General features: G+C 71.4%; 18 protein-coding genes. 11 read left to right on the top strand and 7 right to left on the bottom strand.

The genetic code is table 11. The annotated features are described in order from the left end of the window. Positions 1-126: 126 nt before the first annotated feature. Genes BLV72_RS41265 through BLV72_RS41280 form a run of 4 tightly spaced genes read left to right on the top strand, consistent with a single transcriptional unit; the run spans position 127 to position 4231 of the window. Positions 127-2820, top strand: coding sequence for a sensor histidine kinase (locus BLV72_RS41265; RefSeq protein ID WP_093468897.1), 2694 nt, complete (start codon positions 127-129; stop codon positions 2818-2820). Next, complete coding sequence (locus tag BLV72_RS41270; RefSeq protein WP_078645849.1) at positions 2817-3245, top strand: roadblock/LC7 domain-containing protein; 429 nt, start codon at positions 2817-2819, stop codon at positions 3243-3245. The genes BLV72_RS41265 and BLV72_RS41270 overlap by 4 nt, the downstream gene beginning before the upstream one ends. 16 nt (positions 3246-3261) lie before the next feature. Continuing rightward, entirely contained in the window at positions 3262-3657 is a 396-nt protein-coding gene (locus tag BLV72_RS41275) for a DUF742 domain-containing protein (protein WP_059145437.1), read from the top strand. Continuing rightward, positions 3638-4231 carry a GTP-binding protein gene (locus tag BLV72_RS41280; RefSeq protein WP_093468899.1) on the top strand — a complete coding sequence of 198 codons (594 nt, stop codon included), beginning with the start codon at positions 3638-3640 and terminating at the stop codon, positions 4229-4231. The genes BLV72_RS41275 and BLV72_RS41280 overlap by 20 nt, the downstream gene beginning before the upstream one ends. Before the next feature lie 73 nt (positions 4232-4304). Here the strand turns inward: BLV72_RS41280 and glpK are convergent, their stop codons facing one another. The 4 genes from glpK to BLV72_RS41300 form a co-directional block, all read right to left on the bottom strand. Next, on the bottom strand, positions 4305-5837 hold the full coding sequence (glpK, locus tag BLV72_RS41285; RefSeq protein ID WP_093468900.1) for a glycerol kinase GlpK: 1533 nt from the start codon (positions 5835-5837) through the stop codon (positions 4305-4307). 14 nt (positions 5838-5851) lie between these two features. After that, complete coding sequence (locus BLV72_RS41290; RefSeq protein ID WP_093468902.1) at positions 5852-6616, bottom strand: MIP/aquaporin family protein; 765 nt, start codon at positions 6614-6616, stop codon at positions 5852-5854. Positions 6617-6862: 246 nt separating this feature from the next. Continuing rightward, the gene (locus BLV72_RS41295; protein ID WP_093468904.1) at positions 6863-8053 is read right to left on the bottom strand and encodes a lipid-transfer protein; all 1191 of its coding nucleotides are present in this window, start codon (positions 8051-8053) and stop codon (positions 6863-6865) included. Further along, the gene (locus tag BLV72_RS41300; RefSeq protein WP_093468905.1) at positions 8050-8499 is read right to left on the bottom strand and encodes a Zn-ribbon domain-containing OB-fold protein; all 450 of its coding nucleotides are present in this window, start codon (positions 8497-8499) and stop codon (positions 8050-8052) included. The genes BLV72_RS41295 and BLV72_RS41300 overlap by 4 nt, the downstream gene beginning before the upstream one ends. Positions 8500-8626: 127 nt before the next feature. Here BLV72_RS41300 and BLV72_RS41305 point away from each other — a divergent pair, with 127 nt between their 5' ends. The 4 genes from BLV72_RS41305 to BLV72_RS41320 all read left to right on the top strand — a co-directional run bounded on the left by BLV72_RS41305 (position 8627) and on the right by BLV72_RS41320 (position 12698). After that, complete coding sequence (locus BLV72_RS41305; protein WP_093468907.1) at positions 8627-9709, top strand: ABC transporter ATP-binding protein; 1083 nt, start codon at positions 8627-8629, stop codon at positions 9707-9709. A 91-nt stretch (positions 9710-9800) separates the two neighbouring features. Further along, a complete protein-coding gene (locus tag BLV72_RS41310; RefSeq protein WP_093468908.1) occupies positions 9801-10982 on the top strand; it encodes an ABC transporter substrate-binding protein in 1182 nt (393 codons plus the stop codon). A gap of 1 nt (position 10983) precedes the next feature. After that, the gene (locus tag BLV72_RS41315; RefSeq protein ID WP_093468910.1) at positions 10984-11829 is read left to right on the top strand and encodes an ABC transporter permease; all 846 of its coding nucleotides are present in this window, start codon (positions 10984-10986) and stop codon (positions 11827-11829) included. A gap of 56 nt (positions 11830-11885) precedes the next feature. Further along, on the top strand, positions 11886-12698 hold the full coding sequence (locus BLV72_RS41320; protein ID WP_093468911.1) for an ABC transporter permease: 813 nt from the start codon (positions 11886-11888) through the stop codon (positions 12696-12698). 3 nt (positions 12699-12701) lie between these two features. On the opposite strand, the gene BLV72_RS41325 is transcribed toward BLV72_RS41320, so the two are convergent. Beyond that, complete coding sequence (locus tag BLV72_RS41325; protein ID WP_093470836.1) at positions 12702-13502, bottom strand: M15 family metallopeptidase; 801 nt, start codon at positions 13500-13502, stop codon at positions 12702-12704. Positions 13503-13623: 121 nt separating this feature from the next. Between BLV72_RS41325 and BLV72_RS41330 the strand changes: the two genes are divergently transcribed. Both BLV72_RS41330 and BLV72_RS41335 read left to right on the top strand, forming a co-directional pair. Further along, a complete protein-coding gene (locus tag BLV72_RS41330; protein ID WP_093468913.1) occupies positions 13624-13869 on the top strand; it encodes a hypothetical protein in 246 nt (81 codons plus the stop codon). After that, entirely contained in the window at positions 13856-15448 is a 1593-nt protein-coding gene (locus BLV72_RS41335) for a serine hydrolase domain-containing protein (protein ID WP_093468914.1), read from the top strand. Before BLV72_RS41330 ends, BLV72_RS41335 begins: the two co-directional genes overlap by 14 nt. Positions 15449-15488: 40 nt before the next feature. Here the strand turns inward: BLV72_RS41335 and BLV72_RS41340 are convergent, their stop codons facing one another. Then, positions 15489-17927: a glycoside hydrolase family 31 protein gene (locus tag BLV72_RS41340; RefSeq protein ID WP_093468916.1), complete on the bottom strand. Its 2439-nt coding sequence runs from the start codon at positions 17925-17927 to the stop codon at positions 15489-15491. Positions 17928-18136: 209 nt separating this feature from the next. Between BLV72_RS41340 and BLV72_RS41345 the strand changes: the two genes are divergently transcribed. Next, positions 18137-20176 carry an acetoacetate--CoA ligase gene (locus BLV72_RS41345; protein WP_093468917.1) on the top strand — a complete coding sequence of 680 codons (2040 nt, stop codon included), beginning with the start codon at positions 18137-18139 and terminating at the stop codon, positions 20174-20176. 302 nt (positions 20177-20478) lie between these two features. Here BLV72_RS41345 and BLV72_RS41350 read toward each other — a convergent pair whose 3' ends face one another. After that, on the bottom strand, positions 20479-21900 hold the full coding sequence (locus BLV72_RS41350; protein ID WP_208905900.1) for an aminotransferase class I/II-fold pyridoxal phosphate-dependent enzyme: 1422 nt from the start codon (positions 21898-21900) through the stop codon (positions 20479-20481). Positions 21901-21932: the final 32 nt, after the last annotated feature.

The following is a 21932-nucleotide window of genomic DNA, read 5'->3' on the forward strand; positions in this document are numbered from 1 at the left end:
TAAGGAGTTCCCTGCATCAAGTGGACATGCCTTCGATATGTCCAACTGGCAGTAGTAGGCTCGCGCCGCTCGTTGTCGGAACTCGGAACACCGCCCCCGGAATTCGGGGTTGACGTTAGGGAGGCCATGCGCTTTCGCGGTAAGTCCATCCGCAGGAAGATCGTGGCGCTGTTGCTGGTGCCGCTCGTGTCGCTGACGGCGATATGGGCCTTCGCCACGGTGATCACCGGTCGCGAGGCGATCCAACTGCTGGACGCGGCCGACATCATCGACAAGGCGGGCCAGCCGGCCGAGGACGCGGTGCACGCCGTCCAGAAGGAACGCCGGCAGACGCTCATCCTGCTGGCCGATCCGCGGCAGTCGGACGCCCTGCCCGTGCTCCACTCCCTGCAGCGCAAAACCGACCAGGCCATCGACAAACTACGGGCCGCCGAGTCGGACGGCGATATGCACGGCAAGATGAACGACGACTCCGAGGAACAGCTCGACAACATCCTCAAGGCCGCCGACGGGTTGGACAGCCTGCGCCGCAAGGCCGAGGACGACGGCATTTCCTCGACTCAGGCATATGAGTATTACAACAAGCTCGTCGACCTCTGCTACACCTTCCGCAGCTCCCTCCACGCGGTGCCCGACACCGACCTCGACAAACAGGGCCGCGCGCTGGTCGCCATGATCCGCGCCCGGGAGGCGCTCTCCCGCGAGGACGCGCTGTATGTCTCGGCGCTGACGGCGCGCAAGATGACGATGGCGGACCTCCAGGCGATGTCCGACCTCATCGCCGAGCGCACCCTGCTCTACGAGATCAACCTGCCGATCCTCCCCGACTCCGAGCAGAAGGTCTTCGCCGACTACCGGCGCACCAACGCCGCCCCCGCCGCCCTCCGGGTGGCCGAGGGCAAGGTGCTCTCCTCGATGGACCCCGCCACGGCCATCCGGGCCCTGGACCAGGAGCACTGGGAGGCCGCGGCCCACCCCGTCCTCAACGACTACGACCGGCTGGGCGACGAGGCCACCGACCGGCTCAAGAAGCGCATCGACCCGGTGGCCAGCAGCGTGTTGCTCAAGGCGGGGATCGCCGGCGTCCTCGGCCTGATCGCGCTCATCGTCTCCGTCTTCGTCTCGTTCCGGATCGGCCGCAGCCTGGTCCGCGATCTGTCCCGGCTGCGCAGGGACGCCCAGGAGGTCTCCAGCGTCCGGCTGCCGAGCGTGATGCGCCGCCTCGGCGCGGGCGAGCAGATCGACGTGGAGACCGAGGCGCCCCGGCTGGACTACGGCCCCGATGAGATGGGCCAGGTGGGCCAGGCCCTCAACACCCTCCAGCGGGCCGCCGTCGAGGCCGCGGTCAAACAGGCCGAGCTCCGCCAGGGCGTCTCCGAGGTCTTCGTCAACCTCGCCCGCCGCAGCCAGGTGCTGCTGCACCGTCAGCTCACCCTCCTCGACACCATGGAGCGGCGCACCGAGGACACCGACGAGCTCGCCGATCTGTTCCGTCTGGACCATATGACCACCCGTATGCGGCGGCACGCCGAGGGCCTGGTCATCCTCTCCGGCGCCGCACCCTCCCGGCAGTGGCGCAAGCCGATCCAGCTGATGGATGTCGTGCGCGCCGCCGTCGCCGAGGTGGAGGACTACGAGCGGATCGAGGTCCGCCGGCTGCCCCGGATCGCGGCCGTCGGCCCGGCCGTCGGCGACCTCACCCACCTGATCGCCGAACTCCTGGAGAACGCGACCGTCTTCTCGCCGCCGCACACCGCCGTCCAGGTGCACGGCGAGCGGGTCGCCAAGGGCTTCACCCTGGAGATCCACGACCGTGGTCTGGGCATGACGCCGGACGCGCTGCTGGAGGCCAATCTCCGGCTCGCCGAGACCCCCGAGTTCCAGCTCTCCGACACCGACCGGCTCGGACTGTTCGTGGTCAGCCGGCTCGCCCAGCGGCAGGGGGCGCGGGTCTCGCTGCAGCCCTCCCCGTACGGCGGCACCACGGCCATCGTGCTCATCCCCTCCAACCTGCTCACCGACGAGGGCGGCCGGGGGGAGCCCGACGACCGCGACAGCGGCGGCCGGGACACCGGCGGCCGCTTCGCCGACACCGCGCGGCGCGGTGTGGGCGACGTCCGGCTCGGGCCCGTGGACGAGGCCGGGCCGGCCTCGCAGCTCGCCTCCCTGACCTCGTCCTTCGCACATGAGGGGCACGATGGCGCCGACGAGGACGAGGAAGTGGGCGGGATCTTCCGGGCCCGCGGCCTGAAGGCGCGTCAGTCCACGCGCACCGGGCCCGCCCCGTCCACCGTGGAGCAGCATCAGCAGACTCCGGACGGCCCGGACCCGGCACCGGGCGGTGGCCCCGCGCCGCTGCCCCGCCGTGTCCCGCCGGTACTGGTCGCCGACCACGGCCGACCGGTCGAGGGCACGTCCGGCGGACGGCACAGCCGTATCCAGGGCCCGGGACAGCCGTCGTGGGCCGACCGCTCCGAACGCCAGGGCCAGGACCAGGCCCAGGGCCAGGGCCCGCGGCGCACGGGGCCGGAGCGCAAGGGCCCGGAGCAGAGCCCGGTGCCGACCCAGCGGGCGGCCTCCGGCCTCCCCAAGCGGGTACGGCAGGCCAGCCTGGCCCCGCAGTTGAAGAACGACCCCGCACCCCCGGACGAGGCGGACCGAACCGCTGCCGAGATCGATCCCGAGCGCGAAGCCGAGCAGGCGAGGGCCACCATGGCCTCGCTGCAACGGGGTTGGCAGCGCGGTCGGCGGCAGTCGGCCACCGGATCCGGCGATGCGGGCACAGCACCGGGAACGACACATGAGGGGGACGGTCGATGACCGCATCGAACGCCGCAGCATCCAACGGCTCGCCGAATGGATCGGGCGAACTCAACTGGCTGCTCGATGAACTGGTCGGAAGAGTGGGCAGCATCCGCAAGGCGCTGGTGCTCTCCGGGGACGGGCTCGCCACCGGCGGCTCACGCGATCTGTCCCGGGAGGACGGTGAGCATCTGGCCGCCGTGGCCTCCGGCTTCCACAGCCTCGCCAAGGGCGTCGGCCGCCACTTCGACGTCGGCCGGGTCCGTCAGACCATCGTCGAACTCGACGACGCCTTCCTGTTCGTCACCGCGGCGGGCGACGGTAGCTGTCTCGCCGTCCTCGCCGACGCCGACTCCGATGTGGGTCAGATAGCATACGAGATGACGCTGCTGGTCAAGCGGGTGGGCGTGCATCTGGGCTCGGCTCCGCGCTCCAGCGGGTGACGGAGGCCGGGGGAAGATGAGCGGAGACCCGGAAAGCGCCGCCCGGTGGTTCGACGACGCGGCGGGACCGGTGGTCAGACCTTATGCGATGACGCGGGGACGCACCCGCAGCGCCGCGGAGGAGAAGCTGGATCTGATCGCGGTCGTCGTCGCCGAGAGCGCGAACCACCGGACCGTCGCCGACCAGATGCTGTCCCCGGAGCACATCGACATCGTCGAGCTGAGCCGGGACAGTCCGCAGTCCGTCGCCGAACTGGCGGCGGAACTCGACCTTCCGATCGGCGTGATCCGTGTGCTCATCGGCGATCTGCTCCACGCCGCACTCGTCCGAGTGTCGCGGCCCGTACCTCCGGCGGAACTGCCGGACGAGAGGATTCTGCGCGAGGTGATCAATGGGCTACGGGCACTCTGACCTGGTTCGCCCTCATGTCGTCGAACCGGTCACGCTGAAGATACTGGTGGCGGGCGGCTTCGGGGTGGGCAAGACGACCCTGGTGGGGGCGGTCAGCGAGATCAGGCCGCTGCGCACCGAGGAGCTGCTCACCGAGGCGGGCCGGCCGGTCGACGACATCGCGGGGGTGGAGTCCAAGACGACCACCACCGTCGCCATGGACTTCGGGCGCATCACGCTCCGCGAGGACCTGGTGCTGTACCTCTTCGGCACACCGGGACAGGACCGCTTCTGGTTCCTGTGGGACGAGCTGGCCACCGGCGCGCTGGGCGCGGTGGTGCTGGCCGACACCCGCCGTCTCGAGGACTGTTTCGCCGCCATCGACTACTTCGAGCGGCGGGACATCGCCTTCACCGTGGCGGTCAACTGCTTCCAGGGCGCCGACCGCTATCCGGAGGACTCGGTGCGCGACGCGCTCGACCTCGACCCGGGCACCCCGGTCGTCCTGTGCGACGCCCGGGAGCGCGAGTCGGTCAAGCATGTGCTGATCTCGGTGGTGGAACACGCGATGCTGGCCACCGCGCCCCGGGGCTGACCGCGCGGCACGGCCCGTACCCCGCCGTCCGGGGTACGGGCCGCCGTTCGCGAGCGATGGCACCGTACGCGGCTCAGGAGCCCTCGGCCGGCTGCCCTTCCTTGTGCCAGCCGAAGCTGCGCTCCACCGCCATGCGCCAGTTGCCGTACTCGCGCGTCCTCTCCTCCTCGGACATCCCCGGGGTCCACTCGGTGTCCCGCTTCCAGTGGGCCCGCAGCTCGTCGAGGTCCTGCCAGGCGCCGGTGGCCAGCCCCGCCGCGTACGCCGCGCCCAGGCAGGTGGTCTCGGCGACCACCGGGCGGATCACCGGAACGCCCAGCACATCGGCCTGATGTTGCATCAGCAGGCCGTTCGCCGTCATTCCGCCGTCGACCTTGAGCGAGCTGATCCGCACCCCGGAGTCCTGGTACATCGCGTCGACCACCTCGCGCGTCTGCCAGCTCGTCGACTCCAGGACGGCCCGGGCCAGATGTGCCTTGGTGACATAGCGGGTGAGGCCGGTGATCACGCCACGGGCGTCCGAGCGCCAGTACGGGGCGAACAGACCCGAGAAGGCCGGGACGATATACGCCCCGCCGTTGTCGTCCACGCTCGCGGCGAGCGGCTCGATCTCGTCGGCGGAGCGGATGATGCCCAGCTGATCACGGAACCACTGCACCAGCGCCCCGGTGATCGCGATCGATCCCTCCAGGCAGTAGACCGGCCGCTCACCGCCGAGCTGGTAGCCCATCGTGGTCAGCAGCCCGCTCTTGGACGGCACCGGGCGGTCACCCGTGTTCAGCAGCAGGAAGCTGCCGGTGCCATAGGTGTTCTTGGCCTCGCCGACGCCGTAGCAGGTCTGGCCGAAGACGGCGGCCTGCTGATCGCCGAGCGCGGAGGCCACCGGCACACCGGCCAACTGCCCGACCGCCGTGCCGTACACCTCGGCGGAGGAGCGGATCTCCGGGAGCATCGCCTCGGGCAGGCCCATGGCGGCCAGGATGGAGGTGTCCCACTGGAGGGTCCGCAGATCCATCAGCAGGGTGCGTCCGGCGTTGGTCACATCGGTGACGTGCACTCCGCCGTCGGTGCCCCCGGTGAGGTTCCAGATCAGCCAGGAGTCGATGGTGCCGAAGGCGATCTCGCCCAGCTCGGCACGGTGGCGCAGCCCGGGGACGTTGTCCAGCAGCCAGGCGGCCTTGGGCCCGGAGAAGTAGCTGGCGAGCGGCAGCCCGGTGGTGTCCCGGAAGCGGTCCTGTCCCACCTCGCCGCCGAGTTCGGCGCACAGTCCGGAGGTGCGGGTGTCCTGCCAGACGATCGCGTTGTGCACCGGTTTGCCGGTGCGGCGGTCCCACAGGACCGTCGTCTCGCGCTGGTTGGTGATGCCCAGCGCGGTCAGCTCGTCGGCCCGCAGCCCCGCCTTGGCCAGCGCACCGGCCACCACGGCCTGCACCTTGGCCCAGATCTCGGTGGCGTCGTGCTCGACCCAGCCGGGCTTGGGAAAGATCTGGCGGTGCTCGCGCTGGTCGACGGCGACGATCGCGCCGTCGCGGTCGAAGATGATGCAGCGGCTGGAGGTGGTGCCCTGGTCGATCGCGGCGACGTAGGTGTCCGTCGGATGCGGCATGACGTCTCCTTCGGTCAGAAGGCTGCGTTGAAGACGAGACCCGCCAGCACGGCCCCGATCAGCGGACCCACCACCGGGACCCAGGCATAACCCCAGTCGGAGGTCCCCTTGTTGGGGATGGGCAGCAGGGCGTGGGCGAGGCGGGGCCCGAGGTCGCGCGCCGGGTTGATGGCATAGCCGGTGGGCCCGCCCAGGGAGAGGCCGATGCCGACCACCAGGAACGCGACGAGCAGGACGGAGATGCCCGAGCCGAGGACCACGGTGCCGCCGCCCTCGGTGACCGGGCCGACCCCGATGCCGTCGACCTTGCCGAACGCGAGCAGCGGCAGCACCAGCGCGGCCGTCGCGATGATCTCGGTGACGAGGTTGGCCACCGGATTCCGGATCTCCGGAACGGTGGAGAAGACCCCGAGCGTGGGAAGGGCGGTCTTCTCGTCCGCGTTGGCGGCGAACTGCGCGTAGTACAGCGCCCAGGCCAGCACCGCGCCGATCACGGCGCCGATCAGCTGCCCGAGGATGTAGAGCGGCACCTTGTCCCAGTCGCCGGTGTCCACGGCGACGCCCACGGTCACCGCCGGATTCAGATGGGCTCCGGACAGCGGGGCGGCGGTGTAGGCGCCGGCCATGACGCCGAAGCCCCAGCCGAAGGCGATGACGATCCATCCCGACGCCTTGGCCTTGGAGTGCTTCAGCGTGACGGCGGCGCAGACGCCCGCCCCGAAGAGAATCAGTATCGCGGTGCCGATGACCTCACCGGTGAAGATGTCCCCATTGCTCATGTCGGCTCCTAGGACCTCGCCCGGGGCGGGTGGCCCCGGTCCTCCGTGCTGGGTCGTTTCGAGCGTGCGGGTGCATCGGAATCGCCCATGGGGGGTGAACGTCAAGAGAGCCTGCGCGCGGCGACGCCGACTGACACCGCAGCAGTGTTCACCGGTGGTCAGGGGGCGTCAAGGTGATGGACGGCAACGGTGTTCGTGACAACCGTAAGGACGTTGCCCTGGCACCGGCGGACGCTCGGGCACCCCTCAGCGGACCGCGACGACCGACGAGCCATGCCCGAACAGCCCCTGGTTCACGGTGATTCCGGCGCTCGCCCCCGCCACCTGCCGCTCGCCCGCCTGCCCGCGCAACTGCTGGGTCAGCTCGCATACCTGGGCGATGGCCTGCGCGGGAACCGCCTCCCCGAAGGACGCCAGCCCCCCGCTCGGATTGACCGGAATCCGCCCGCCCAGCGCCGTCGCCCCCTCGCGCAGCAGCTTCGCGCCCTCCCCGGGCCCGCACAGCCCGAGGTCCTCGTACCACTCCAGCTCCAGGGCGGTGGACAGGTCGTACACCTCGGCCAGCGACAGATCCTCCGGCCCCAGCCCCGCCTCCTCGTACGCCGCCCGGGCGATGGAGGGCCGGAACGGATCGGACGCGGGGGAGCCCGGCGGGGCCGAGTCGGTGGCGATGTCCGGCAGATCCAGTGCGGTGCGCGGATGGCTGGGGGAGACGGATGAGACCGCCCGGATCCGCACCGGGCGCCTCATCCCGAGCCGCTGCGCCGTCTCCATGCTGCCGAGCACCAGCGCCGCCGCCCCGTCGGAGGTCGCGCAGATGTCCAGCAGCCGCAGCGGATCGGCGACCACCGGGGACGCGGCGACCTCCTCGGCGGTGACGGGGGAGCGGTAGCGGGCGTACGGATTGGCGGCGCCGGCGGCCGCGTTCTTCACCTTCACCCGCGCGAAGTCCTCGGCCGTGTCGCCGTACATCGCCATCCGGCGGCGGGCCCAGAGCGCGAAATAGGCGGGGTTGGTGGCGCCCAGCACCCGGAAGCGCAGCCAGTCCGGATCGTCCGGCCGCTCACCGCCCGCCGGGGCGAAGAAGCCCTTGGGCGCCGCGTCGGAGCCCACCACCAGCACCGTGTCCGCCATACCGGACAGGATCTGGGCGCGGGCGGTGTCGATGGCCCGCGCACCGGACGCACAGGCCGCGTACACGCTGGTGACCCGGGCGCCCTGCCAGCCCAGCGCCCGGGCGAAGGTCGCGCCCGCGACCTGCCCGGGATAGCCGCAGCGCACGGTGTTGGCACCCACCACGGACTGAATCGCGGACCACTCGAGCCCGGCGTCCGCGAGCGCGGCCCGCGCCGCCTTCGTGCCGTACTCCACGAAGCTGCGGCCCCATTTCCCCCACGGGTGCATCCCGGCGCCGAGCACCGCCACCTCACCGGTCATGACGCCTCCTCAGCGACGGGCCGCCAATGCCAGGTGGTGAGGGTGCGCCCGCCCTCCGCGCCCAGCACCCCGGGCACCACCTCGACCTCCATCCCGACAACCAGATCGGCCACGGTCACCCCGGGGGCGCCCTGTCCCAGCACCACCATCCGCTCGGCGGCCAGCTCCACGGCGATCAGGGTGTACGGCCGCCACTCGCCCTCGGGTCCTGACGGATAGGGGGCGGGCGGCCGGTAGCGGCCGTCGGTGTAGGACCACACCCGGCCGCGCCGGGACAGCGGCACCTCCGCCAGCTCGGTGCCCGCGCAGCCCGGGGCGCGGCAGAAGGCGTCCTCCCGCGGGAAGTACACTGCCCCGCAGCCCCGGCAGCCCGTCCCCAGCAGCCGGAACTCCCCGCCCTCGGAGCTGAACCACCCGTCGACCACGGGCACACGCGTGGGGGACACGGCCCCTCCCGATACCTGGTAACTGACGATGTGTCAGAAGTGTGGCACGGGGACCGCAGCGCGCGTAACCCCGGTACAGTGACCGCGATCACGGTCCTGATCAGCCGAAGGGCGAGGGGAGCGGTCGGTGGCGGAGACTCAGACGCAAGCCCGGACCACGACGCGGACCGGCACGGCCGTCCGGCTGGAGGCCGTCACCAAGGACTTCGGGACGGTGCGCGCGGTGGACGCCGTCGACCTCACCGTCCACGAGGGCGAGTTCTTCACCCTGCTCGGCCCCTCCGGCTCGGGGAAGACCACTTTGCTGCGCCTGGTCGCGGGGTTCGAACAGCCCACCGGCGGCCGTATCGAACTCGCCGGAGACGACGTCACCGCGACTCCCCCCAACCGCCGCGATGTGCACACCGTCTTCCAGGACTACGCGCTCTTCCCGCAGATGAGCGTCGAGCAGAACGTGGCCTACGCCCTGACCGTGCGCGGTGTCCGCAAGGCCGAGCGGCTCGCCCGCGCCCGCGAGGCGCTGACCACCGTACGGCTGGACGGCTTCGCCTCCCGCCGCCCCACCGAGCTCTCCGGCGGCCAGCGCCAGCGCGTCGCCCTCGCCCGCGCGCTCGTCGACCGGCCCGCCGTGCTGCTGCTCGACGAACCGCTCGGCGCGCTCGACCTGGCGCTCCGGCAGGAGATGCAGACCGAGCTCAAGGAGCTCCAGCGCACCACCGGCATCACCTTCCTCCTGGTCACCCACGACCAGGACGAGGCGCTGACCATGAGCGACCGCATCGCCGTGGTCCGCGACGGCCGCATCGAACAGACCGGTCCGCCGGTCGAGGTGTACGAACACCCCGCCACCGCCTTCGTCGCGGGCTTCGTCGGCACCACCAACCTGCTGCGCGGCGAGGCCGCGGTCCGCGTCGTGGGCCGCCCCGGCACCTACTCCATCCGGCCCGAGCGGATCCTGCTCACCGACCCCGCCGAACCATCCGCCCGGCAGTCCGCCGCAGTGTCCGCCGACGGCCGCCGGACCGTCACGGGGCGCATCACCGATATCGTGCACGCCGGGGCGCACACCCGCTTCACCATCGTGCTTCCGCACGGCGACCGGCTCACCGTGCTCCGCCAGAACCTCACCGGACTCCCCGAATCCGCCCGCCCGGACGGCCAGATCGGGCTTTCCTGGGACGAGCGGGACGCCTTCCCCGTACCGAGTTGACCTTGTCATTGCCGACGGCACCCTGGCGGGGGCATACGACCCGCCTGATACTGGCCGAGCCTCAAGTGCCAAGCGGGACGAGGAGGACCGGATGCGGAAACGGAAGATGTCTGCGTGGAGGTCCGCGGCCGCCATCTGCGCGCTGCTGCTGACCGCCGCCGGATGCGGTTCCGGAAACGACGACGACAAGGGCGGCCACGCGCCCGACAAGCTCGGTAAGGCCGAAGGCGAGGTCAACATCATCGCCTGGGCCGGCTACGCCGAGGACGGCTCCAACGACCCCAAGGTCGACTGGGTCCACCCGTTCGAGAAGAAGACCGGCTGCCGGGTGAACACCAAGACGGCCGGCACCTCCGACGAGATGGTCTCGCTGATGAAGACCGGGCAGTACGACACGGTCTCCGCCTCCGGCGACGCCACCCTGCGCCTCATCGCCTCCGGCGACGCGGCCCCCGTCAACACCAAGCTGGTCCCGAACTACAAGGACATCTTCCCGGCCCTCAAACAGCAGCCGTTCAACTCCAAGGACGGCCGGATGTACGGCATTCCGCACGGCCGGGGCGCCAACCTCCTCATGTACCGCACCGACAAGGTCACCTCGGCGCCCGACTCCTGGCGTGCCGTCTTCGACGACGCCGCGCGGTACGACGGCCATGTCACCGCCTACGACTCGCCCATCTACATCGCCGACGCCGCGCTCTATCTGATGCACGCCAAGCCCTCGCTCGGCATCAAGAACCCCTACGCGCTCGACCAGAAGCAACTCGACGCCGCCGTCGCACTGCTGAAGAAGCAGCACAAGGCGGTGGGGGAGTACTGGAGCGACTACCAGAAGGAGATCACCGCCTTCAAGGGCGGCGACAGCGTCATCGGCACCACCTGGCAGGTCATCGCCAACCTCACCCAGGCCGAGAAGGCCCCCGTCAAGGCGGTGCTCCCCAAGGAGGGCGCCACCGGCTGGTCCGACACCTGGATGGTCTCCGCCAAGGCCGAGCACCCCAACTGCGCCTACAAGTGGCTCGACTGGATCGTCTCGCCCAAGGTCAACGCCCAGGTCGCCGAGTACTTCGGCGAGGCTCCGTCCAACCGTAAGGCGTGCGCCCAGACCTCCGCCCCCGACCACTGCGCGATCTTCCACGCGGACGACGAGAAGTACTTCCAGCGCGTCCACTTCTGGACCACGCCCATCAAACAGTGCCTTGACGGCCGTAAGGACGCCGACTGCACCGACTACGCCCAGTGGACCAGGGCCTGGACGGAGGTCAAGGGCTGAGATGCCCGCCGCGCCCACCCCAGGCTCGCGGCTGCGGCTGACCGCGCTCCTCGCCCCGCCCCTGCTCTGGCTGACCCTGGCCTATCTGGGCTCGCTCGCCATCCTGCTGCTGTCGGCCTTCTGGGCCACCGACTCCTTCACCTCCGATGTCGTCCACACCTGGAACACCGACAACTTCCACGAGCTGCTGACCACCCCCGTCTACCGCACCATCGCCCTGCGCACCCTGTCCATCGCGGCCGCCGTCACCGTCGTCGACGCGCTCCTCGCCCTGCCCATGGCGTTCTTCATGGCGCGGGTCGCGGGCGGGCGTTGGCGGCGGCCGCTGCTGGTCGCCGTGCTCACCCCGCTGTGGGCCGGCTATCTGGTCAAGGCCTACGCCTGGCGGGTCATGCTCGGCGAGGACGGCGTGGTGGGTGCCGCCCTCGCCCCGTTCGGGCTGCACGGACCCGGCTACGGCACCACCGCCGTCGTCATCGTGCTCGCCTACCTCTGGCTGCCCTACATGATCCTGCCGGTGTACGCGGCCCTCGAACGGCTTCCCGAGCGCATGCTGGAAGCCTCCGCCGACCTCGGCGCCGGCGCCTGGCGCACCCTGCGCTCCGTCGTCCTGCCCGCCGTACGCCCCGCCGTGCTCGCCGGATCCGTCTTCACCTTCTCGCTCAGCCTGGGCGACTACCTCACCGTGCAGATCGTCGGCGGCAAGACCCAGCTGCTGGGCAACGTCATCGCCTCGCAGGTCACCCTGGACCTGCCGATGGCCGCCGCGCTCTCCGCCGTACCCGTGGTCCTCATCGTCTGCTATCTGGCCGCCGTACGCCGTGCGGGCGCCCTCGACTCGCTCTAGCCGCTCTAGCCGCTCTAGCCGCCCTAGTCGCTCCAGTCGCTCCAGGAGGTGGACACATGCGCATCTCGCGCACCGCCCGCGTCGTCCTCGGCTGTGTCACCGCGGCCGGCCTCGCGATCGTCTACGTCCCGCTGCTGCTGGTGCTGCTCAACTCCGTCAACACCGACCGCTCCTTCGGCTGGCCGCCCAGCGGATTCACCGGCCGCTGGTGGCGGGCCGCCCTGCACAGCGAGGGCGCCCGCCAGGCCCTGCTCACCTCGCTCAAGGCCGGACTCGCGGCCACCGCGATCGCCCTGGTGCTCGGCACCCTGGCCGCGTACGCCGTCCACCGCCACCGTTTCTTCGGACGGCGGACCGTGTCCTTCCTGCTCGTCCTGCCCATCGCGCTGCCCGGCATCGTCAGCGGCATCGCCCTCAACGCCGCCTTTCGCACCGTCCTCGACCCGATCGGCATCGGCTTCGGCCTGTTCACGGTGGTCGTGGGACATGCCACGTTCTGCGTCGTCATCGTCTTCAACAACATCGGTGCCCGGCTGCGCCGTATCGCGCCCTCCCTGGCCGAGGCGTCCGCGGACCTCGGGGCGCGCCCCTGGCAGACCTTCCGGTACGTCACCTTCCCCGCCATGCGCTCGGCGCTCTTCGCGGGCGGACTGCTGGCCTTCGCGCTCTCCTTCGACGAGATCGTCGTCACGACCTTCACCGCCGGGCCCGGCACCCGCACCCTGCCCATCTGGATCTACGAGAACCTGGCCCGCCCCCACCAGGCCCCCGTCGTCAACGTCGTCGCCGCGCTCCTCATCCTGGCGTCCGTGATCCCTGTCTACATCGCCCAGCGGCTGTCCTCGGACGCCGCGGGGGGACGGCTGTGAGGCTCAGCCGGTCAGCGAGCGGCGCGAGACCGGGAAGTCGAAGTAGGTGTCCGGGAACAGCTCCGGCTGGTACGTGTAGTGCCACCACTCCTCGGCCAGATTGACGAAGCCGAGCTTCTCCAACGTCCCCTTGAGCAGCAGCCGGTTGGCCCGCTGCGCGCCCTTGATCCGCGGATCGAGCGTATGCGAGAGCGTGTCGAAGCAGTCGTACCCGGTCCCCATGTCCACCGAGTTGTCCGGGAAGCGGTCCTTCTCGGCCGCGTAGCACGGCACCAGCTTTTCGCCCGGCACATAGGGCCGGGTGGGCAGCGCGGGCAGCCGCACGATCGTCAGGTCCATGGTGCTGCCCCGGCTGTGCCCCGACTTCTCCGCGATATAGCCGTCCTCGAACAGCCGGGTCTTGTCGACCTGCGGATAGAACTCGCCCTTCATCCGCTGGTCGCCCAGGTCCTTGGCCCACTCCACGAAGTCGTTCACCGCGCGCTGCGGCCGATAGCAGTCGTACACCTTCAACGTGTAGCCGCGCCGCAGGAGTTGCCGCTGCGCCTGGTGCAGCGCCTCGGCCGCCGGGCGGGTCAGGATGCACATCGGCCGGCGGTAGCCGTCCACCGGTTCGCCGGTGAAGTTGTGCGGTGTGAAGTAGCGGATCTCCTGAAGGATCGTCGGATCGACGTCGCTGAGGGCCACGAACTCCTTCGGAGCCTTCGGCTCCGGCTTCGCCTGCGCCGGAGCGGACGGAGCGACGGCCAGCAGAGCGGCAACGGGCAGGGCGAGCGCACGCAGCGCGACGGCGAGTCTTGGCATGCCCATCACTTATCCCACCCACCAGAACCGGAAACAAGCCACCGCCCACAACCCCCCGGCTCTGTCCCCGTCATGAGCAACTCGGGTTGACTAACCCTATGAGTCAACTACAGTTGCCTGCGTGTCCGGCGCCAAGAATCCCCTTCCTCAGGAGCCCGCTGACAGCCTGGCGGCCGTCGTGGCGTTGCGGCGCCTCGCCGATCAACTGGAGGACGCCGCCGTCGAGCAGGCCATGCGGGCGGGCTGGAGCTGGCCGCAGGTCTCCGAGGCACTCGGTGTCACCCGCCAAGCCGTCCACAAGAAGCACGCCAAGCGGCTCATCGCCGCCGGAGTCAAGCTGAGGAGGCGCGGCGATGAGCGCGTTTGACAAGTACCTGCACGCGGTCATCGTGCGGGCGACGCACGAAGCCCACGAGGACGGGTCGGCGACGATCGACGCGCACCATCTCCTGCTGTCGCTCGCCGCCGATCAGGGGTCCACCGCACAGCGGGTCCTGGCCTCGGCCGGGATCGATCACGCTGCCGTCCGCGAGGCACTGGACCGGGAGTTCGAGCACAGCCTGAGCCTGATCGGAGTGTCCCCGGCCACCTATGACCTCCCCAGGCCGAGCCACGCCTCCCGGCAGCCCAAGTTGGGTGGGTCCGCCAGACTCGCACTGGAGCGGAGCTTCGCCTCCGCCCGCAAGAAGGACCTGGGGTCGGCGCATCTGCTGCTCGGGATCCTGCAGGCTCCTATCGGCACCGTGCCACGCGCTCTCGCCTTGGCCGGCATCGATCAGACCGAACTGGCCGACCGCGTACGGCAGACGCTCGGCGCCCGACCGGACGCCGCATCAGCCAAGGCTGCCGGCGCCCTGTCCGAGCCCGCGCCGGACTCAACCGCCGAGGACTACCAGGCGATCCAGCGATTACTTCGGCAAGCCGTCGCTCAAGGCGGCCTTCCCGGCATTCTCGCTGAGGTCCGCGACGGCGACCGGCAGTGGTTCGGGACCGCGGGAGTGGCCGACACCCGAACCGGCCGCGAGCGCTCACAGCAGGACCGGTTCCGGATCGGCAGCATCAGCAAGACGTTCGTGGCCACCGTCGTGCTGCGGCTGGCGGCCGAAGGCAGGCTGAGCCTGGCTGACACCGCGGAACAGTGGCTGCCCGGCGTGGTCCACGGCCATCACCACGACGGTGCCGGCGTGAACATCCGCATGCTGCTCAACCACACCAGCGGGATCTTCAACTACACCGACGACCAGGAAGCGCTGAACCGTTCCGAGACACACACCCCCGAGTCACTGGTGCGGATCGCCGTATCCCATCCGCCCACCTTCGCACCGGGTTCGGGATGGGCGTACTCCAACACCAACTACGTCCTCGCGGGCATGATCATCGAACGGGCCACCGGCCGCGCGCTTGCCGAGGAGATCGCAGAGCGGATCTCCCGCCCACTCGGCCTGACGGGCACGTACCTGCCGCACGGCAGCGACCCGACGATCCACGGGCCACACTCCCGGCACTACACAAAGCTGTTCCGGACCGACCCCGGCGCGCCGGTCCACGACGCGACCGAGCTCGATGCAGCCATGTTCTGGGCAGCCGGCGGCATGATCTCCACCGCCGGTGACCTCAACCGGTTCTTCGGCGCCCTGCTGGGAGGCCGGATACTGCCCCCGGACCAGCAACACGACATGTTCACCACCGTGCCCACCCGCGACTGGATCTCCAACGCCGCCTACGGCCTGGGCGTTTCCTCAGTGACACTGCCCTGCGGGGAGACGGTCTGGGGCATGGGGGGCGCGCTGTTCGGATCGTGGTCCTACAGCTACGGCGCCCGCGATGGCGAACAGATGGTCACCGCCAACGTCAACGGCGACTGGTGCGACGGCGGTTGGGACGACCCCATCGGCATCTTCACCGATCTGCTCCAGACGAAGTTCTGCCGCCGGAGCGGTACCTGAACACCGGCCGCCCGCACGGCGACCCGCGACGCGCGCCCCCTCAACTCGTGCGACGCGACGGCTTGCCCTCCTCCGGCGGTGCCTCACCCCGTATCCGTACCGGATATCCCACCTCGCCACCGCCCTCCCGCTCTATCGTCAGCACACCGTCCCGCAGCCGGGTGGCGAACCGCAGCAGCTCCGGCTTCTCCCAGCCGTCGCCCGTCTCCACGGCCAGCGTGCCCGCGCCCGCGCCCTTACGGCCCTGACACGGTGTCCACACCTCCAGCTCCACCCCGCCGTCCGCCCCCGTCACCGGAACCACCGAACCGGCCCGGGCCAGTACCGGGACGCCCGACAGTGGGGCGTCCAGCACCACATGGCCCGGGCCGTCGTACGCCCGGCCGGTCACCGTGTCGTACCAGCGGCCGCGCGGCAGTCGCACCGGCCGCCGGCGGGCGCCCTCCTCCAGTACCGGCGCCACCAGCAGGGCGTCGCCCAGCAGAAAGGCGTCCTCGCAGTCGCGCAGCGCGCGGTCCTTGGGCGTCCGCCACCAGACGGGGCGCACGTAAGGGGCGCCGGTGCGCGCGGCCAGTTGCGCCAGTGTCGTGAAGTAGGGCATCAGCCGCTGCCGTTCGCGCAGCGCCGCCGCCGCGTGCTCCAGCACCTCCGAGCCGAACTCCCACGGCTCCCGCCGCCCCGCCGAAATCGCCGAATGGGTGCGGAACAGCGGCAGATACGCGCCCAGCTGGAACCAGCGCAGATACAGCTCCGGCGACGGAAGGCCGGTGAAGCCGCCGATGTCGGGCCCCGAATACGGCACCCCGGACAGGCCCAGCCCGATCACCAGCGACAGCGAGGCCCGCAGCCCCGCCCAGCCCGTGGCCACATCGCCGGACCAGCTGCCCCCGTACCGCTGCAGCCCCGCCCACCCCGAGCGCGAGAAGAGGAACGGCCGCTCGTCGGGGCGCAGCTCGCACAGCCCCTCGTAGCCGGCCCGCGCCATCGCCAGCGCGTAGACGTTGTGCGCCTCGCGGTGGTCGCCGCCGCGGCCCTCCAGGGCGTGCCGGGCCGAGCGCGGCAGGGTGGTCTCCCCGAAGGCGGCGAACGACACCGGCTCGTTCATGTCGTGCCACACTCCGGAGAAGCCCTGCGCCAGCCGCTCCGCGTACAGCCCGCCCCACCACTTGCGCACCCGCGGATCGGTGAAGTCGGGGAACACCGATTCGCCCGGCCACACCACTCCGCGCACCTCACGGCCCCGGGTGTCGCGCACGAAGACGTCCTCCGCCACCCCGCTCGCGTACACCGCGTTGCCCGGCTCCGCCTTCACCGCCGGGTCGACGATCGACACCAGCCGCACCCCGTCCGCGAGCAGCTCGGCGGCGAGCCCCGGCAGATCGGGAAAGCGCGCGCCGTCCACCGTGAACACCCGGTGGCCGACGAAGTGGTCGATGTCCAGATGCAGCGCGGACAGCGGCAGATCCCGCTCCCGGTAGCCCGCCACCACCCGCCGCACCTCCTCCGCGTCGCGGAACCCCCAGCGCGCGTGATGGTGGCCGAGCGCCCACCGCGGCGGAACGGCCGGGGCGCCCGTCAGCGCCGTCCAGCCGTGCAGCACCCGCGCCGGGGTACCCACGATCACCCAGTAGCGCAGCGGGCCGCCCTCCATCCGCGTCCGGCAGCCGCCGGGCCGGTCGTGGCCCGAACCCGCGCCCTCCTCGCCCTCCCGCAGGGTGACCGAGCCGTCCCAGGAGTTGTCGTGGAACACCAGATGGGTGCCCGCGTCGGCCACCACCAGCTGCACCGGCATGGTCAGATACAGCGGATCGTCGCCCGGCCCGAAGCTGCCGCCCGGATCGGTGTTCCACAGCCGGTACACACCGCCCCGCAGCCGCGGCCCCGACGCCCGACCGCCGAGCCCGAAGAACCGTGCGTCCGCCGCCACTTCGGACCGCTGCAGCCAGCGCGCGCCCTCCCCGCCCACCCCAGCCCCCGGCTCCGCGGGCCCCGGCGCCCCGGCCGGCTCCCACCAGCGCGGTGGCAGATCCCGCCGCAGCACCACCCCGCCCGGGGTGCGCACCTCCACCGTGCCGGTCCGCGACACCATCACCGTGACCCGCTCGGACACCACCCGCCAGCCGCCCCCGGTGTCCGGCTCCAGCTCCGCCCGCTCGTCCGCCTCCGGACACGGCCCGGCCAGTGCGTACGACGGCTCCGGCTCGGCCCCGTCCCAGCCGCAGAACACCGCGCCACCCGTGGTCACCCGCACCCGCAGCGAGGACCTGGCGAACCGCACCACCCCACCACCCGGCTCCGGATCGGCCCCCTCCACCTCACCCGGCACCCGGGCCAGCTCGGTGCCCCGGCGGGGCAGCCCGACCGCGTCGGAACGCCGACGCCGCCACGCCGAGCGCAGTGACCGCAGCCCCTGCGCCGTGCAGATCACCTTCACCGACCGCACCAGCTTCTCCGACCGCACCAGGTCACGCGCATCCATACTGATCAGCCTGCCATTGCCGACGCCCGGCAGATATATGGTTCAACTGCCGTTCACCTGTGGTCCTCCCACATGATCCCGCCCTGTGATGTGGAGTGGCGCCCCTGGTGTCGGAGTCGATCACATGGCATCGTCCTGACCGGACGCATACGAGGCGGATGCACCACCCACGGACACATCCGACGCGGACAGCCCGGGAGCCGACAGCCATGACCACCGCAGCCCACTCCGACCATCGGCCACAGCCCCTGTGGCAGCCCGGCGCGGACCGGATCGCCCGGTCCCGGCTGACCGCCTTCCACGCCTGGGCGGCCGAGCGTCACGGCGCGCCCGCCCCCAGCAAGGACGACCCGGCCGCGGGCTACGCCGCGCTGCACCGCTGGTCGGTGGAGGAGCTGGAGACCTTCTGGCAGGCGGTCGCCGAATGGTTCGAGGTGCGCTTCACCACCCCGTACGAACGGGTGCTCGCGGATGCCACCATGCCCGGTGCCCGCTGGTTCCCCGGCGCCACCCTCAACTACGCCGAGCACGCCCTGCGCGCCGCCGAGGACCCCGCCCGCGCCGACGAGCCCGCGCTGCTCCACGTCGACGAGACCGATGACCCGCGCCCGGTCAGCTGGGCCGAACTGCGCGGCCAGGTCGGCGCCGTCGCCGCCGAGTTGCGCCGCCTCGGCGTCCGCCCGGGCGACCGGGTCAGCGGCTATGTCCCCAACATCCCCCAGGCCACCGTCGCCCTCCTGGCCACCGCCGCCGTCGGCGCCGTATGGACCTCCTGCGCCCCCGACTTCGGCGCCCGCAGCGTCCTGGACCGTTTCCAGCAGGTCGAACCGGTGGTGCTCTTCACCATCGACGGCTACCGCTACGGCGGAAAGACCCACGACCGCACCGCGACCGTGGCCGAGCTCCGCGCCGAGCTGCCCAGCCTGCGCGCCGTCGTCCACATCCCGCTGCTGGACACCCCCGCCCCCGAGGGCGCGCTCGTCTGGGACGACATCGTCCGCGAACCGGTGGAGCCGGTCTTCGAGCCGCTGCCCTTCGACCACCCCCTGTGGGTGCTCTACTCCTCCGGCACCACCGGCCTGCCCAAGGCGATCGTCCAGTCCCAGGGCGGCATCCTGCTCGAACACCTCAAGCAGCTCGGCCTCCACTGCGACCTCGGCCCCGGCGCCCGCTTCTTCTGGTACACCTCCACCGGCTGGATGATGTGGAACTTCCTGGTGTCCGGGCTGCTGGTCGGCGCCACCGTGGTCCTCTACGACGGCAGCCCCGGCTATCCGGACACCGCCGCCCAGTGGCGCGTCGCCGAGCGCACCGGAACCACGCTCTACGGCACCTCCGCCGCATACGTCATGGCCTGCCGCAAGGCCGATGTCCACCCGGGCCGCGACTTCGACCTCTCCCGGATCACCTGCGTCGCCACCACCGGCTCCCCGCTGCCGCCCGACGGCTTCCGGTGGATCCACGACGAGGTGGCCGAGGACATGTGGATCGCCTCCGTCAGCGGCGGCACCGATGTGTGCAGCTGCTTCGCGGGCGCCGTGCCCACCCTCCCCGTCTACATCGGCGAACTGCAGGCCCCCGGCCTCGGCACCGACCTCCAGGCCTGGGACCCACAGGGCGAACCGGTGGTCGACGAGGTCGGCGAACTCATCGTGGCCCGCCCCATGCCGTCGATGCCGGTCCGCTTCTGGAACGACCCCGACGGCAGCCGCTACCGCGACAGCTACTTCGAGATGTTCCCCGGCGCGTGGCGCCACGGCGACTGGATCACCCTGACCTCCCGCGGCACCGTGGTCATCCACGGCCGCTCCGACTCCACCCTCAACCGCCAGGGTGTCCGGATGGGCTCCGCCGACATCTACGAGGCGGTCGAACGGCTCCCGGAGATCCGCGAATCCCTCGTCATCGGCGTCGAACAACCCGACGGCGGCTACTGGATGCCACTCTTCGTCCACCTGGCCCCCGGCGCCACCCTGAACGAGGACCTCCTGACCCGCATCAAGACCACCATCCGCACCCAGCTCTCCCCACGCCACGTCCCGGACGAGATCATCGAGGTCCCCGGCGTCCCCCACACCCTGACCGGCAAACGCATCGAGGTCCCGGTCAAGCGCCTCCTCCAGGGCACCTCCCTGGACAAGGCGGTCAACCCGGGCTCGGTGGACGACGTGGAGCTCCTGCGGTACTACGAACGCCTGGCGGAGGAGAAGCGCGGCGCGGCTCAGGCGGGGGGCGCGGCTGGGGCTTGAGAGGAAGGTCGCCCGGGGGAGCCGCGATCTTAGGTCGGGGGAGCAGCCGGATCCTCCAGCTCCTGCGGGCCCTCCAGCTTCTGCGGGCCCTCCAGCTTCTGCGGGCCCTCCAGCTCCTCCGGATCCTCCAGCTCCTCTGGGCCCTCCGGACCTCCCAGCCCCCAGCCTTCTCCGATCCCCTCCAGCCCTCATCCCCTCCGGACTCCCAGCCCCTTCAGCACGTCCGCACCCCCAGCACGTCCGCACCTCCAGCCCCTCCGGCGTTTGAGGAGCGGGGTCCAGGGGCGGAGCCCCGGCGGGGGTCAGGGGGCGGAGCCCCGAAACGGGGTCTGGGGCGCAGCCCCAACGGGGCCCGGGGCAGCGCCCCGGTTCGGGAAGGGGCGGGGTGGGGAAAACCCCCGCCTACCCCCCATACGTCGCCTGCGCCTCCCCCAACACCCCCGCCAAATCCCCGCCAAACCCCCCGCATCCCCCACCCCCAACCCCGCCGTCGTAATCCGCACCCCCGCCCCAGCACCCAGCCGAAACCGCGCACCGGCCGCCACCCACCACCCCCGCGTCCGCAACCCGTTCACGACCGCCGCCTCGTCCCGCACCGGCACCCACACATTCATCCCGCTCGCCCCGTGCGCGGCGACCCCCCGAGCCGACAGCTCGGCCAGCAGGGCCTCACGCCGCCGCGCGTAGGCGGACCGCGCCGCGGCCACCAGGCCCTGGGTCTCCGGGTCGGTCATCAGCCGGGCCACCGTCTCCTGCAGCACATGGCTGACCCAGCCCGAGGTCAGCACCATCCGGCCGTCATGCCGCGCCAGCGTCGTACGGTCGCAGGCGAGCGCACCCCACCGCAGGTCCGTCCCCAGGTGCTTGGAGACCGTGCGCACCTGCGCCCAGCGCTCCAGTCCGCCCGCCGTAAGGCTGTACAACGGCACCCCCGCGACGTCCGCCGCATGATCGTCCTCGATCACCAGCACCTCACCCGCCGCCTCACCCAAAACCCCCAGCAGCGCATCCCGCCGCCCCGCGGAGAACCAGCCGCCGTAAGGGTTCTGCCCGCGCGGGCTGCAGATCAGCGCACGCGCCCCGGACCGCAGCGCCGCCCGCAGCGCGTCCGGCCGGATCCCCTCGTCGTCCACGGCCACCGGCACGGTCCGCAGCCCCAGCGCCGGGATGAGGTCCAGCAGATGGTGGTAGCCGGGGTCCTCCATCGCCACCGCGTCACCCGGCCTGAGCTCGACCGACAGGAGCCGGGCCACACAGTCCAGCGCGCCATGGGCGAACGTGAGGTGCTCGGCCGGCACGCCATCGCGCTCGTACCAGGCGCGGGCCAGCTCCTCCAGACCGGCCAGCCGGGGCTGGGCGCGGTGCGACCGGACTCCGGGGGAGAGGCGGGCGGTCGGCAGCAGCGCGGGGAGGAAGGCCGGATCGGGGTGACCGCCCGCCAGATCGCGCACCCCCTCCGGCACCGGCGGCGGGCGCCGCGAGGCGACCGCGGGCGTCGGGGCGACCACCGTGCCGCCCCGCCCGTGGGTCACCACGATTCCGCGCCGCCGCAGCTCCTTGTAGGCGGTCGCGACGGTGCCGGGGCTGATGCCCAGCCGCTCGGCCAGCCGGCGCACCGGAGGCAGCGCGGTGCCGGGCGCCAACGCCCCCTCCACCACGCCCTGTTCGACGGACGCGGCAATCCCCTTGGCCGACGCTCCGGTGATCTCATATTGTGTCGCCACAGAAAATATTCTGTATCAATACAAAATTGAAT

Origin of the sequence: Streptomyces melanosporofaciens (assembly GCF_900105695.1) — a bacterium.
Classification (GTDB): domain Bacteria; phylum Actinomycetota; class Actinomycetes; order Streptomycetales; family Streptomycetaceae; genus Streptomyces; species Streptomyces antimycoticus.

Coding starts and splice junctions, on each gene's coding strand:
- BLV72_RS41275 (WP_059145437.1), top strand. CDS start 3,262: ATGAGCGGAGACCCGGAAAGCGCCGCCCGGTGGTTCGACGACGCGGCG.
- BLV72_RS41280 (WP_093468899.1), top strand. CDS start 3,638: ATGGGCTACGGGCACTCTGACCTGGTTCGCCCTCATGTCGTCGAACCG.
- BLV72_RS41270 (WP_078645849.1), top strand. CDS start 2,817: ATGACCGCATCGAACGCCGCAGCATCCAACGGCTCGCCGAATGGATCG.
- BLV72_RS41290 (WP_093468902.1), bottom strand. CDS start 6,616: ATGAGCAATGGGGACATCTTCACCGGTGAGGTCATCGGCACCGCGATA.
- BLV72_RS41315 (WP_093468910.1), top strand. CDS start 10,984: ATGCCCGCCGCGCCCACCCCAGGCTCGCGGCTGCGGCTGACCGCGCTC.
- BLV72_RS41340 (WP_093468916.1), bottom strand. CDS start 17,927: ATGGATGCGCGTGACCTGGTGCGGTCGGAGAAGCTGGTGCGGTCGGTG.
- BLV72_RS41320 (WP_093468911.1), top strand. CDS start 11,886: ATGCGCATCTCGCGCACCGCCCGCGTCGTCCTCGGCTGTGTCACCGCG.
- glpK (WP_093468900.1), bottom strand. CDS start 5,837: ATGCCGCATCCGACGGACACCTACGTCGCCGCGATCGACCAGGGCACC.
- BLV72_RS41325 (WP_093470836.1), bottom strand. CDS start 13,502: ATGCCAAGACTCGCCGTCGCGCTGCGTGCGCTCGCCCTGCCCGTTGCC.
- BLV72_RS41345 (WP_093468917.1), top strand. CDS start 18,137: ATGACCACCGCAGCCCACTCCGACCATCGGCCACAGCCCCTGTGGCAG.
- BLV72_RS41335 (WP_093468914.1), top strand. CDS start 13,856: ATGAGCGCGTTTGACAAGTACCTGCACGCGGTCATCGTGCGGGCGACG.
- BLV72_RS41310 (WP_093468908.1), top strand. CDS start 9,801: ATGCGGAAACGGAAGATGTCTGCGTGGAGGTCCGCGGCCGCCATCTGC.
- BLV72_RS41295 (WP_093468904.1), bottom strand. CDS start 8,053: ATGACCGGTGAGGTGGCGGTGCTCGGCGCCGGGATGCACCCGTGGGGG.
- BLV72_RS41265 (WP_093468897.1), top strand. CDS start 127: ATGCGCTTTCGCGGTAAGTCCATCCGCAGGAAGATCGTGGCGCTGTTG.